Raw genomic sequence first — 13,685 nt, 5'->3', positions numbered from 1 at the left:
CCGGTTAGTAACAGTATATTTGCCCAAATCCAAGGAGTGCTCAAATCCTCTAATGGATTCAGCAGCAGTGATGGAATATTAAATTCGGATGTGGTGATAATTAGGAAGCATGGAAATAAAGAAAATGTTCTGTTCTACACGAACTTCAAGTCCGAGGAGCGATACCATGGAGAAGACCAAAAAGCGAAAACTGAATATCAGCTTTCATAGCGATATCGACCTGCAGACCGACTCCGCGGAGACACAAGACAGCGAATCCACCGGAAAATCAAAAACTTCTACCGGCTCAAAGGGGCAAGTGTGGGAATTTATCGCACTGGCAACGATCCCGATCGTGCTCGTTTTCGGCAATTCCATGCTAGTTCCGGGGCTTCCTGAAATGCAAAGGGAACTGGGTATCAGTAAATTCCAAAGCAGCTTGATCATCACGATTTTTTCCTTGGCAGCAGGCTTGTTTATTCCGATTATTGGTTATTTGTCCGATCGATTTGGACGCAAAGTTATTATTATACCCGCCCTGATCATATATGGAGGTGCCGGTATTCTGGCAGGATTCGGTGCTATTTGGAACTCTTTTGGGGTGATTATCACCGCGAGGGCGATTCAGGGGCTAGCCGCCGCCGGAACAGCACCGATTGCCATGGCGCTCGTCGGCGATTTATACGATGGCGGGACAGAAAGCAAGGCACTGGGCCTAATCGAAGCCTCCAATGGCGCGGGCAAGGTACTCAGCCCGATCATCGGCTCCTTGCTTATGCTGATCGTATGGTATGCTTCCTTCTTCGCATTTCCCGTGTTCTGTGCACTATCGTTGTTGGCCGTCATTTTTATGATCAAAGAATCGAAGCATAATTCAAAGCAGGAACTAAGGAAGTACCTCGGAAAAATCGGAGGCATTTTTAAAGAAAAAGGCCGCTGGCTCATCACTGCTTTTTTTGCCGGTTCGCTGGGGCTATTCATTTTGTTTGGCATACTGTTTTATTTATCCAACATTCTTGAAGACAAGCCTTATAACATTGACGGGGTCATGAAGGGCTTGATTTTGGCCATTCCATTGCTTGGGATGGTTATCACTTCCTATACGACTGGAAGCTTGATCAAGAAGAATGGCTTGTTGATTCGTTGGCTGATGAATATCGGGCTGATTGCCATGACCCTATCTCTGGCAGCTACACTTTTCTTTTTTAAGAACATCTACGTGTTTATCGGGCTGCTGACAGTCAGCTGCATCGGAACCGGAATGCTTCTTCCTTGCTTGAATACGATGATTACCGGCGCTGTTGAGAAGAGTGAGCGAGGGATGATTACGTCCCTTTATAATAGCTTGCGATTTTTGGGAGTTGCAGCAGGGCCACCCTTGTTCGGGTGGATGATGGATAAATCGGATCATGTTGTTTTTATAACCGTGTCTTCACTATCTTTGGTTACCCTAGGTTTGGTGTTCTTTTTGATTAAGCCGCCTCGGCAGATCGGATGACCGGGCAAATCCCTATGACAAAAGATGGGCACCTGTCAATGGGTATGAGCATATTATGCCAATGTCATTGGATTAAACGACTAAATCAAAAAGAATTGAGGAGATCCTAGAATGAACAGTTCCCTGCGAACAGTTTGGCCCATGGAGATATGTGATCCGAGCGGGCTGCGCGAAAATCCCGAACACGGCAAAAAATACCACGACACCTACGGGGTCATGGAACGCGGGATGACGATGGTAATTGATAAAGGCCTGGGTAGAAACATGTTCTCAGATGTGATCGAAACAGCCTCGGATTACATCGATTGCGTCAAATTCGGTTTTGGGACGGCTCCGCTGTATAAAACGGAAATGCTGCTATACAAGATCAATCTAGCCAAACAACATGGAATCACGGTCATGCCCGGCGGGACCTTGCTTGAGACAGCCGTGCAGCAAGATGTTGTTCCCGCATTTTTTAATACCGTTTGCCGTCTTGGATTTAACGCTATAGAGGTATCTGACGGCACGATTGAGATGTCTCGAAAAAAACGAACGGAACTCATCCGGGAAGGTAAACAACGCGGACTTCGGGTTTTTACGGAGTATGGTAAAAAACAATCCGGTTCCCGCATCGACGCCGAAATGCTAGCGTATACAATGGAAGCGGATTTAGACGTAGGCGCGGAGTTTATCATCGTTGAAGCGCGCGAGTCAGGACTAGGCATCGGTATTTACGATAAGCATGGCGAGTGTCAGGAAGAAATGATAAATCATATCATCGACAACGTGTCGGATGCAAGAAAGCTGATTTGGGAGGCACCTCTTAAGCAGCAGCAAGCGATGCTTCTCCGTAAATTTGGACCTCATGTACATTTGGGAAATATCCAACCCACCGAAGTGCTTTCCCTTGAAACGATGCGCCGGGGTCTTCGACAAGATACGTTTGAGCTCGGGGTGAGAGAGAAACAAACAGATGGATTTTGTTACGTAATTTAAACATAGACCAAACCACAAGAGAATGATAAATACTAGAGGGCTGCCTATGGATATCTCCAGAGTCAGCCTATACATATTTTCGTTTAAAAGATCTATCCCGGTATCCCCTTCAGGGAACAAGCATACACTAAAAAAGCAGGACTGGCTTGTTACTCTAATCTATGAAGGATGATTCCGTGTGAACTTACATATCCTACCCGGGCGGAAGAGCCCCTTTTTCTATCGTCATGCTTCCAAGAAACTTTTCTACATTACCGCCGGCTCCATCATTCAAGGCTTTGCCATGGCTATGTTCTTGTTTCCTCACGCCATTCCTTCGGGGGGAGGAGCTGGAATCGCGGTGCTTCTGAACCATGCGTTCGAGATCCCGATGAGTCTCGGACTGTGGCTCGCTAATTTTATTTTCCTCGTCTTTACAGTCCCTTATCTTGATGGTGTCAGCGCCTTCGGGACCATATTTGTTATAACAGTGACGTCCGTTTCCGTTAATTTCTTCGAGGTGTTCTTAGAACCCCCGTTCGGCAACGTATGGATCGATCTTCTATTCGGCTCGGTTATTCTCGGGACAGGTGTCGCCATTCTCATAAAACAGAGGGTATCGAACGGGGGAATCGGTTATGTTGCCTTAGCCATATATAAGTATAAAAGAATCAACCCAGGTACCTCATTGTTCTGGATGAATGGAATTATATTCGCCTTCGCTGCCTATGTGATCGATTGGAAAATTATTATCCTTGCAGTTATATGCCAGTGGATATCGACCCGGATCATTAACTGGATTCACCAGTTCCCTCCCCCGAAGTCGGTCTATCAACCTGCTTGGCGCAAAAAGTGATTCTGTACATGTGTGAGAGTGATTGATAAATATAACAAAAATATGAAATTTTAGGTCGTGCGGCCTATATTAAATGAAAAACAATGTAAGTTATAGTTTGAATATGTCATAATATGTTTGAATATTCGACAAATTCATATTTCGTACGATAATAGCAAACCCGCTGAAAAGTGGCGACGCAAAGCTACAGGGGCTAATGTGGATCTTCTTAAGACTGCGATGCCAGCCAGCTGCCGAATACGACGGAAGCCTCCGTCTATTTTGTTGTGGTTATCATAATGGATGGAGTTTTTTTATTTTTGGCTATGAGCTGCCGAATGCAGCAGCAGCGATGAACAGAAGATCGATTCCATTATTAACCGCTTAGCTTAGGTTGATTCGTATTATCAGCAACTGTCATCAATCACTTGTTACGACGGGGGTGGGTGAACAAGGTGATTTCTATCGAGAGCGAACTCAAACAAGTATCGAAAAAACTCGAACTTCTCCGAAAAGAACTTGAGCGAATGGCCGGCAGCTTTGAATTGGTGCATCAAGATGTTGTCGCCATTTCACAGTCGTTGGATGATCTGATTGTTCGTTACATGCAATTAAAAAACCAAGAGGAATATATCAAAAAGCATATGTGAATCAAAATGGGCACAGAAGATACCTTCTGTGCCTCATGTATTTCCGCTGGCAGCTGCGTCATGTTATTTTTATCTAAAAGATCGAAATGAGCTCCCGGGTATACGGATGCCGTTCCTCCGAAAACAAATGATCGCGATGAAATTGATCTACGAGTTTCCCATCTTTCATAACCAGGATTCGTTGACTCATTTGAGTTACAGCAGCTAAATCATGTGAAATAAATAAGTAAGACAAATTTAAAGAAGAGCGAAGCTCTGTCAATAAAGCAAGAACGGCTCCCTGTGTAATCACATCCAGGCTTGCCGTAGGTTCATCCAACACGATGAGTTCCGGTTCGATGCTGATCGCACGCGCAATCGTTACACGCTGGCGTTGTCCGCCGCTTAATTCGTGCGGATACTGATTCGCTAAACGCTCCGGTAGTTCAACGGCGTCAAGAAGCTGCTTGACGAAGGCCTCCTTAGAGGTATAGGAAAAATGTCGGAGACTGAGCTTCTTCCGGTACTGCTCATACGGGTCTATCAGTGAATCCTTTATCTTAAGCTTGGGGTTCAAAGCAGCGGATGGATTTTGGAACACGATTTGCATTTTTTGCCGGTAAGGGTGCAATTGCCGCTCATTAAGCTGTTCAATCGCTTCATTCTTGAAATGAATTGCGCCTCCGTCGATCGTCTCGATTCGCAGCAAGCAGCGAGCGAGCGTGCTTTTGCCACAGCCGCTTTCCCCGACAAGACCAAGACATTCCCCTTGATTCAGTTCGAAGGAGAGGTTGTTAATGGCTGTTTTTTGTCCTTGATATGACTTCGTAAGCTGTTTAACGGATAGCAGCTTCATACAATCTCCGCCTCCCGTACGGCCGATGAAGGGCTGTGATTTAGCGTTGGGGCCGCATGGATTAATGTTTGGGTATACTCATGCTGAGGATGCGCAAGAACAAAATCTTTCTCGCCCGATTCAATGATTTGACCCTCCCTCATGACAGCCAGACGGTTGGCGTAACGTTTGACATGGCGCCAATCATGGGTGATGAATAGAATGGCAAAGCCTGTCTCTTTTTGCTTCATTGCAAGGAGTTCCAAAATCTTATGGCCGGAGACACTGTCCAGCGCCGTGGTGATTTCATCGGCAATTAATAAATCCGGCGACAGCAGAAGTGCCATAGCAATGGAGACCCGTTGAAGCTGCCCTCCGCTTAATTGAAACGGATACCGAAGATACAGGGATTCGTCTAACCCAACGGAATCCAGTGCAGCAAATGCGCTGAGCCGCCGAGTTTTGGAATCGGAGATACCGTGTGCTTTCTGGTATTCTTCAAAATGCTGGCCAATCGTTCTGAAGGGTGTAAATGAACCCTGGTAATCTTGAAAAATATAGGCTAGTTTTGAGCCGCGAACGGTTCTCATTCGTTTAGGCGATAAAGACAAAAGATGGAGTTCCTTATAGTATATGTTTCCTTCGACCCGCAAATTAGGCGGGAGCATTTGACCGATTGCCAGGGAGAGCAAGGATTTTCCACTGCCGCTTTGTCCAACCAGTGCATACCATTCACCTTCACGGATGGAGAGTGTGACGTTATCGATAATCTTCTTGTCTCTGCTGCTAATAGATACTTGCTCGACTGACAGCATCATGACCGCACCTCTTTTCTTACATCAAAATGATCGCGTAAATAATCCCCCAGCATATTCGTTAGCAGTACAGCCAATACAATGGATAAACCGGGATATATCATTAATTCTGGATTGGATTGGAAATAGGACCGAGAGTCGTTAAGCATAGCTCCCCATTCCGGAGTGGGGGGCTGAGCCCCGAGTCCAATGTATGAAAAGGCGGAAATGAGCAGGATAATCTTCCCAAGATCAAGACTTGCAAGTACGAGAACATGCCCTACAATATGAGGGAATAAATGCTTGCGCATGATTTTACCTGAAGATAAGCCATTGGTTCGAGCAATCAGGATGTATTCTTTTTGGGATTCCGATAATACCGTGCTGCGAACAAGCCGGGCATAACTGACCCATTTTACCATCACAATGGCAAGCACAAGGTTGCTGATCCCGGCTCCAAGCAATCCGCTCAGAACAATCGCGACAATCGTATCGGGGAAAGATAGAAATCCATCGGCAATACGCATGAAAATACGGTCCACGACCCCTCGTTTAAATCCTGAAATAAGACCAAACGGGACTCCAATCACGAGAGAAACCAACAGAGCCAGCAAGCTGTATCCCATCGTTTGTTGTCCTCCCAGCAAAAGCCTGGTAAGAACATCCCGGCCGAGCTGGTCTGTTCCGAGCGGATGCTGAAGACTCGATCCTTGAAGGCGATGATCCAGGTTTGTTAATGTTGGATCATGTTTTAAGAAAATAAATACGTAAACGATAACCAATAAAACAAGGAACAGGCTAACCAATGCGAGGATCCCTTGCCAGCCCGGCTTTTTTATCTTTGGCAATGGTGAAGACATGCCCTTCATCCATGAATCCCCCTTTCTTTGAGCTTCATTTCAGGGTTTAAATACCGGTAAGATAAATCCACGCCTGTGTTTACCATAAAAACGATAACCGCCATCATTAAAATGTAGCCCTGGATAAGGGGATAGTCGCGTTGGCGTATGGCATCCACAACAAGCTTCCCTACCCCTGGGTACGCAAATAGAACTTCAATGACTAGCACCCCGCCGATCAAGCTTCCTAAACTGACGCCGAAAAAGGTAATGACAGGAGGGAGGCTGTGCCTGAAGGCATGCACGAAAAAAATTCTCCTCTCCGACAGACCTCGCGCTCTCGCGGCACGGATAAATTCCTGGCTAAGCGAATCAAGCAAGCTGGAGCGGAGTAAACGAACATATACACTGGAAATCGCCAAACCAAGCGTCAATGACGGCAAGACCAGGGTAATCCATCCGTCTCTTCCCATAATGGGCAGCCAGTTCAGGCGCACGCCGAATAAATCGATAAAAATAAGGCCAAGCCAAAAACTTGGAACGGCGGCTCCAAGAATGGATAGGATTCTGCTCAATTGATCTATCCAGCTGTTCCGATAAAGGGCGGACAGCGATCCGAGCGGGATGGATACGACCAGCATTACGATCAACGCACCGACCGCTAATTCGAGTGTAGCCGGCAGCCCCGTTAATATGACGTCCATGACGGGTTGACCCGTGATATAAGAGCTGCCGAAATCAAGCTGAACAAATTTAACCAGCCAAAGTCCATATTGGACAAGCAGCGGCTTATTGAATCCCATTTCCTCTCTTAGGGCCTCTACCTGCTCCTGACTTACGGATAACTCATCCACGTTCAAAATGGTCAAGATCGGATCGCCAGGGGCAAGTCGAATGAACAAGAAGCTGATAAACGTAATAAATAACATGAAAAACAAGACTTCCGCGAATTTACGAGTAAGGATTCGGAGCATTTACTTCACATCCAACCGGTTTGTAATCATGTAATATTCACTACGGGTAGTCAGCCAGTTTTTCACTTTGTGTTCGTTATAGGCAACGATGGTCGAAGGATGCAGAACAAACGAGTTAATCATGTTGTTGTGAACATAATCAGCGGCTTGTTCTGAAAGCGAAGCACGTTCATCTTGGTTAACGGTCTGATTGAGCTGATCAATAATGGCCGTCAATTCAGGACTTTGAGCACCGGAAAAATTGAGAGCCCCCGTAGGGTGATACGTTGCATTTAAGTAATAACCGGCGTCTCCGCGCGGGGCTGTTAGATTACTGTACGTAGCGAGATCCCAATCGCGGTTAGAAGCCATATACTCCTCAGGGATATCGATCTGGCGAATCTCAACGTCGATTCCGATTTGTTTGGCGTCCGACTGAAAAACTTGAGCGATTAAAGGCAAGTCCGCTCTTGCACTATAGGTCAACAAGGTGAAGGTCAATGGTTCACCGTTTTTTTGCATTTTCCCATTCACAAGTGAATATCCCGCTTTCTCCAAGTGCTTTACAGCGATGTCTGCACCCGTGTCGCTCTGTTCGTAAGTGGGGGCAAAGGGCAATGAAGGTAAAAATGGGCCGAAAGCGGGTTCAGCGTAGCCTAACAGAATGGTATCGACAATCTTCTGACGATCGATCAAGGCATCCACCGCACGACGAACATGAACGTCCTGCAAACTTTCACGTTCCATATTCATGGTCATTTGATGTACGCGGAATGTCGCAGTCGACTCCACTTTAATTCCACCTTGGGCTTGCAATGATTCTAAACTTTCTGTCTCCGGACGATAAACGATATCCACCTGACCGGATTGGAGCGCTAGCGAACGGGCATTGGCATCCTCGTTAAAGGCAAACGTCACGGAATCAAGATTGGAAGCCCCATCCCAATAGTCGTCATAGCGCTCAAGCTCCAGCTTGCTCCCGGGTGAGAATGACTTTAATGCGAAAGGGCCGGTTCCTACAGGACGGTTTATCATGTCTTCTTCCGTAACATCAATTATGGATACATTAGGATTAACAAGCTCAGAGACAAACTCGGGAAACGGCTGCTTTGTTGTAATTTGCAGTGTGTAACCATCCGCTTCAATCTTTTCGATTTTGAGTGCATTCTGAATAGCTATACTCTCTTTTAATGCCCGTTCAAGAGAGGCCTTCACCGCTTCAGCATCCATTACATTGCCGTTATGGAACGTAATATTCTCCCGTAATTTAATCGTCCAGTGCTGACCATCTTCACCTTCCCAGCTTTCCGCCAGCCAAGGCGCGATGGATAGATTCTCTTCATCCAGGCGAACCAGCGTTTCCGTTATCCCCGCCCGCAGCGGAACATAACTTGAATCAACATGAGGATCTAAAGACTTCGTTGAGAAATTATAGAGGAAATGAATATGCTTTTTCTCCTCGGCACGTTGAGAGGGCTGGGCGCAAGCGCTGATCAAACTGATGCATACCAATAGGATGCCAAGCTTCAGAAAGTGATTTCTTATGTACATATGATGACCGCTCCTCTATTCGTAAATATTACGATTTACATCATAGCTTAATGATCTTGTTGTGACAAGAAGATTTTCTGTTTGGATTTCAAGGTGTCCGGGAATAAGGGGTCAAATACCCTCTGCCAGTTGAGAGGCGCGTGGGTGTGCAGCGAACCATAAAGATTCAGGAATGAGTTGACAAGCAAAAAGGATAAAGCTAGAATCTTCTTAATTGTAATTATTACGATTAAATAACGCGTTTCTAGGGGGATTCATTTATGCGCAAGAGGTTAGCAACCATGTTCTTGATTTTCGTTATCTTCATTGCCGGGTGCAGCAGCGGTTCTCAAGACAAGGGTCGAGAAACACAAGCTGTACCTGAAACGACGACGGAGCAACCTGCTGGCGAGACTACTCATAATAAAGCTGAAGAAGCATCCACAGAAACCTTTAAGGATTTAACAGGGACGGAGATATCATTGGATCTTCCTGTTGAAAAAGTAGCTTGTTTGACGGAAATTTGTGTTGATGCCCTGGTCGAGCTTGGTCTGAAACCCGTGGCTGTTACTGCAGGCGGCCTTGCTCCCGAGCCGGAGTTTTATGGTGAAGAAGCAGCCAATCTTGGACAAATCGGAGGCAGTTTCTTCGAACCGAATTTGGAGGATATTTCTCTTGCAGCCCCAGAGCTGATTATTGGATTGGAAGGAACGCACGAAGGATTACGGGATGGATTAGCCAGCATCGCTCCGCTTTATATTGTTCAGCCCAAAAACGTGCAAGAATCGATTGAATTCCTGGAGCATATGGGCAAACTCACGGGCAGAACATCAGAAGCCGAGGAAGCGAAGAATCGCTTTCTGGACAAATTCAATTATTACAAGGAGCACAGTCCGAAGGATCAATCTGCGCTGGCGATGTATGGATCCGATGTGAATTTCGGTATTGATACAGCTGGATCACTGGTTGGATCCATGTTGGCCGAAGTTACGGATTATCCATGGCCTGCTCCTGAAGCCGATGGCGGCCATCAAGCCGGGGGCATGGCTTATTCTTTGGAGAAAGTCCTCGAGAACGATCCGGATCATCTCTTTGTAGAGACCTTTATGTTCGGTCCAGATGCAAAGCCTTTATCCGAGCAGTTCAAGACCAATCCACTGTGGTCTAAACTGAGTTCCGTTCAACATGATCGGGTACATGAAGTGCGCACATCGGTATGGGCCAGCGGAAGAGGGACTCGTTCGCTCGGCATTATACTGGATGAAGCGATGAGTTTCATGTATCCGGATGTATACGAGAAAGCGGTGGAGTAGCTTTGCGAGGAACCTTCACCATGTTCAAGAAAGTAAAAATAGGGGGATTCCCCCTGTTTTTCACTTTAATATCTATGATGCTTGCTGTTTTGGCGGTTGGGATGAAGTATGGTTACCCAGAGCTATCCTGGGCTGGTTTACATCAACTGCTTTTTTATAATGGGGGAACTGAGCTTGAGCGGATATCTGTGTTTGAGGTCAGGCTTCCGCGCATTGTGGTAGGAGCCATTGCGGGAGCCATGCTGGGGCTATGCGGCGTTCTCTTGCAGGACGGCCTTAGAAATTCATTAGCCGGGCCGGAGTTATTAGGCGTTTCTTCGGGTGCCTCGTTTGTAATGGCGCTAATTACCGTACTTCACGTTCCCGTCTCCTATGAGCTGCAGCCCTGGTTTGCGCTTCTGGGAGGGTTCATAGGCGGAGGGATTGTTATTCTGGCCGCCGGGGGAAGGCACGGGAGCATTCATTTTATTTTGATTGGTGCAGCCGTAACGGCGATCATGAACGGATTGGTGGTATGGATTATAACGATGGGCACATCCAATAGCACAAGCCTGCTGTTCACCTTCTTAATGGGAAGCCTGGCTAATCGTAATTGGAGCCATGTTGCCAATCTGGCCCCATGGGCCTTGGTAACGATTCCTCTTGCTCTATGTTTTGTCAGGTCTTTGAATGTATTGCGTTTGGGCAATGAGACCGCCGAGGGCGTAGGACTTAACGTTGGCCGAATTCGTGTATGTCTACTCATTGTAAGCTGTGCAATGACTGCCGCGGTTGTATCCCAGTGTGGACCAATAGGATATATCGCATTGATAGCCCCGCACCTTGTAAGAAGCGTGATGCAAGAATATAATGCCAAGACCGTTTTACCGTTCTCAGCACTGATGGGTGCCATATTATTATCAGGTGCCGATATACTCGCGCGAACCGTATTCATGCCAAGAGAAGTACCGGTTGGGCTATGGACGACGCTGATCGGGGGACCTATTTTAATAGGATTGTTTGCGCGTAAGATGGGAGGGCGGCCTGAACAATGAAAGGAAAAAGCCGTATACTCAATCGTTATGAGATGACGTTTAGAGTGGGATTGATGATTTCATGTCTCTTGGTGTTTATTTTAAGTGTCATACATATTGCCTTTGGTAAAGTGTTCATCTCTCCGCAGGATATCCTTCGAGCACTAACGAACATCCATGAAGAGGAGCATCATCGGCAAATCATCTGGGAGCTTCGATTTCCGAGAACCCTGATTGCGCTGGCTGCGGGAGCAATGCTTGGACTGGCGGGTGCGATTCTTCAATCCATAACCCGTAATCCACTCGCTGAACCTGGATTGTTAGGCGTATCCGCTGGTTCAGTATTATTTATTGTCATCTGGATCACTTTTGCCGAGGGGGTAGGGGAAGTTTCAAGCTACATTCCTTTAGTGGCATGGTTTGGCGGTATTGGCACCGTTATATTAGTGAATACGTTAAGTCTGGGTAAGGGAAAAGATATTAGCAGGCTTGCTCTCATCGGTATTTTAATAGGCAGCGTGTTACAATCCTGCACATCCCTGATTTTGCTGAGGCATACGGAAGCGATCGGCAGCATTTTGCTGTGGATGATCGGTTCTCTTAACGGTAGGGTATGGGTTCACTGGGACATGCTCTGGCCATGGGCGGTATTGATTATCCCTCTGGGCTTAATCAGTGCTGGTGCTGCGAATGCCATGCAATTAGGGCACTCCGCTGCCACTAGTCTGGGTGTCCACGTCAACTGGATGAGATGGGTGCTGCTTATCGTCGCTGCCATGCTAACGGCTGTAGCCGTTGCTGCCGTTGGAGCCGTAGGTTTCATCGGTCTGATCGGCCCGCATATTGCAAGGAGATGGGTGGGTCAAGATGCAAGGAGGCTGTTTCCTTTTAGTGCGATGGTGACGGGAGTATTGCTGCTTGGTGCAGATGTTGTTGCGCAGGCGGCATCGTTTGAATTGAAAATGTTTGGCCTGAGCTCACAAGTATCCCTTCCAGTGGGCGCTGTTACCGCCTTTATGGGCGCGCCTTTTTTCCTATACCTCATTAGGCAAAAGAGTAGATTAAAATAAGAACACTTCGTTACATAAAGGAGAGGGATAGCGGATGAAAGAACAGTCTGTCGCCGCCTTGCTGGAGGCGGAAGAAGTAGAAGTTGGATATCATAACCATCTTATCCTTAAGAAATTGTCTATTACCATCCCGGCAGGTGGCATAACGGCTCTGGTGGGTACGAATGGATCCGGCAAATCAACGTTGATTAAGACCATAGCAAGGCTGCTCACCCCGCAGAAAGGGGGAGTTTATCTGGATGGCCATGCGATTGCAAGAGAATCTACGATTGCCCTTGCACGAAAGATGGCTATACTGCCGCAGTCACCGGAAATTCCGATGGCCATGACGGTCAGAGAATTGGTTGAGCAAGGGCGGTATCCCCATGTAGGTCCGCTCCGGATGTTAAAAAAACAGGATCATGTCGCGATCGAAGAGGCTCTTGAACTTACGGGAATGCATGAATTTGCAGGCAGGCCGTTAGATGCACTTTCCGGGGGAGAGAGACAGCGAGCCTGGATCGCTTTAGCTTTGGCCCAGTCGACCCCGCTGCTAATGCTGGATGAGCCCACGACATTCCTGGATGTTCGGCATCAGCTGGAAATTCTGGAGCTTGTGAGAAGGCTGAACCAAGAGAGGGGCATCACGATAATCGTAGTGCTGCATGATCTTAATCAGGCCGCACGTTATGCAGATCGAATGGTCGTCCTAAAGGAAGGGTCTATTGAGGTGGATGGTTCTCCGGATCGAGTTCTTACAGAGACCATGCTGCAAGAAGTGTTTGGCATTCATGCAACGGTATTAAACGATCCGGTAACGGGAACGCCGGTATTTCTGCCTCATTCCATCGCTCAACGTGAATGATAAACATCAATCATGCGAGATTAATCCAGAAGATGATGGAAATCCCCATCGTAAGGGTGTACATAAGGGGTTTCTGGAGCATCGATGGTTTGGATATGTTTTGCATCCACCTTCACGACGTCCACGTCATTGTAATTGGTTTTTCCTATGGATCCGGTAATTCGGAGTCAACTTCCGACACTGCTGTCGTATTCTCCTCCAATGCCTTGTCCAATCGAACGGGGGTGATGTTCATCCCTTTAATCGAAGCCACATTACTTGCCATGATCGTGTTGGGAAGGAGGAAGCCGAGCAGCAGTGGAAAAACAAACAGTGAATAAACCCCGATGTGTACTCTAAGCGATTTGGACTGGCCGCAGTGACAGTCACACATTACGCTGTGCTTTCGGGTTGTTTGCACGGCCAAGTAGGCTTGACTGACACTGAGTATGAATAGCCCTATTGCAGCTAACTGGATGTAGATTTTCATTCTAGGCGCAATGTAGTACATTAACGTGCCTGTCTTGACGAGGTAAACGATAAAACATAAAAAAATGAGGAGGATGATGGATCTTATCCAATAATGAACCGCTTCATTGCGCTGCCGCTTCATTTTT

At 46.9% G+C, this 13,685-nt stretch carries 14 protein-coding genes and 1 riboswitch; of the genes, 8 read left to right on the top strand and 6 right to left on the bottom strand.

All coding sequences use genetic code 11. From position 1 onward, the window contains the following. The first annotated feature begins 166 nt into the window (after positions 1-166). From ACQKPA_RS05500 to ACQKPA_RS05485, 4 genes are all read left to right on the top strand, one after another. Positions 167-1,477, top strand: a complete 1,311-nt coding sequence (locus ACQKPA_RS05500; protein ID WP_427490065.1) for an MFS transporter — start codon at positions 167-169, stop codon at positions 1,475-1,477. 111 nt (positions 1,478-1,588) lie between these two features. Beyond that, positions 1,589-2,455, top strand: coding sequence for a phosphosulfolactate synthase (locus ACQKPA_RS05495; RefSeq protein WP_427490063.1), 867 nt, complete (start codon positions 1,589-1,591; stop codon positions 2,453-2,455). 190 nt (positions 2,456-2,645) lie between these two features. Further along, positions 2,646-3,290 (top strand): YitT family protein, encoded by a 645-nt coding sequence (locus tag ACQKPA_RS05490; RefSeq protein WP_427490282.1) that lies wholly within the window; start codon positions 2,646-2,648, stop codon positions 3,288-3,290. Positions 3,291-3,433: 143 nt separating this feature from the next. After that, positions 3,434-3,528, top strand: a riboswitch (cyclic di-GMP riboswitch). A gap of 196 nt (positions 3,529-3,724) precedes the next feature. After that, complete coding sequence (locus ACQKPA_RS05485; RefSeq protein WP_427490061.1) at positions 3,725-3,919, top strand: Spo0E family sporulation regulatory protein-aspartic acid phosphatase; 195 nt, start codon at positions 3,725-3,727, stop codon at positions 3,917-3,919. 73 nt (positions 3,920-3,992) lie between these two features. Here ACQKPA_RS05485 and ACQKPA_RS05480 read toward each other — a convergent pair whose 3' ends face one another. The 5 genes from ACQKPA_RS05480 to nikA are packed head-to-tail and all read right to left on the bottom strand — an operon-like array spanning position 3,993 to position 8,870. Further along, positions 3,993-4,754: an ABC transporter ATP-binding protein gene (locus ACQKPA_RS05480; RefSeq protein WP_427490059.1), complete on the bottom strand. Its 762-nt coding sequence runs from the start codon at positions 4,752-4,754 to the stop codon at positions 3,993-3,995. After that, entirely contained in the window at positions 4,751-5,551 is an 801-nt protein-coding gene (locus ACQKPA_RS05475) for an ABC transporter ATP-binding protein (protein ID WP_427490057.1), read from the bottom strand. Before ACQKPA_RS05475 ends, ACQKPA_RS05480 begins: the two co-directional genes overlap by 4 nt. Then, entirely contained in the window at positions 5,548-6,396 is an 849-nt protein-coding gene (gene nikC, locus ACQKPA_RS05470; RefSeq protein ID WP_427490055.1) for a nickel transporter permease, read from the bottom strand. The genes ACQKPA_RS05475 and nikC overlap by 4 nt, the downstream gene beginning before the upstream one ends. Then, positions 6,393-7,340 carry a nickel ABC transporter permease gene (nikB, locus tag ACQKPA_RS05465; RefSeq protein WP_427490053.1) on the bottom strand — a complete coding sequence of 316 codons (948 nt, stop codon included), beginning with the start codon at positions 7,338-7,340 and terminating at the stop codon, positions 6,393-6,395. The genes nikC and nikB overlap by 4 nt, the downstream gene beginning before the upstream one ends. After that, positions 7,341-8,870, bottom strand: coding sequence for a nickel ABC transporter substrate-binding protein (gene nikA, locus ACQKPA_RS05460; RefSeq protein ID WP_427490051.1), 1,530 nt, complete (start codon positions 8,868-8,870; stop codon positions 7,341-7,343). It abuts the gene before it with no gap. 260 nt (positions 8,871-9,130) lie between these two features. Here nikA and ACQKPA_RS05455 point away from each other — a divergent pair, with 260 nt between their 5' ends. From ACQKPA_RS05455 to ACQKPA_RS05440, 4 genes are read left to right on the top strand one after another with little or no spacing between them, the layout of a single operon-like run. Next, a complete protein-coding gene (locus ACQKPA_RS05455; RefSeq protein ID WP_427490049.1) occupies positions 9,131-10,162 on the top strand; it encodes an ABC transporter substrate-binding protein in 1,032 nt (343 codons plus the stop codon). 20 nt (positions 10,163-10,182) lie between these two features. Then, positions 10,183-11,196 (top strand): FecCD family ABC transporter permease, encoded by a 1,014-nt coding sequence (locus tag ACQKPA_RS05450; protein ID WP_427490047.1) that lies wholly within the window; start codon positions 10,183-10,185, stop codon positions 11,194-11,196. Then, entirely contained in the window at positions 11,193-12,245 is a 1,053-nt protein-coding gene (locus ACQKPA_RS05445) for a FecCD family ABC transporter permease (protein ID WP_427490045.1), read from the top strand. The genes ACQKPA_RS05450 and ACQKPA_RS05445 overlap by 4 nt, the downstream gene beginning before the upstream one ends. Positions 12,246-12,279: 34 nt before the next feature. Next, entirely contained in the window at positions 12,280-13,089 is an 810-nt protein-coding gene (locus ACQKPA_RS05440) for an ABC transporter ATP-binding protein (protein ID WP_427490043.1), read from the top strand. A 145-nt stretch (positions 13,090-13,234) separates the two neighbouring features. On the opposite strand, the gene ACQKPA_RS05435 is transcribed toward ACQKPA_RS05440, so the two are convergent. Further along, complete coding sequence (locus ACQKPA_RS05435) at positions 13,235-13,681, bottom strand: DUF1980 domain-containing protein (protein ID WP_427490041.1); 447 nt, start codon at positions 13,679-13,681, stop codon at positions 13,235-13,237. Positions 13,682-13,685 lie beyond the last annotated feature (4 nt).

Origin of the sequence: Paenibacillus sp. NPDC093718, from assembly GCF_050279985.1 — a bacterium.
GTDB lineage: Bacteria > Bacillota > Bacilli > Paenibacillales > Paenibacillaceae > Paenibacillus_AQ.
The sequence above is the reverse complement of the archived record's forward strand: the minus strand, read 5'-3'. Positions and strand labels throughout refer to the sequence as shown.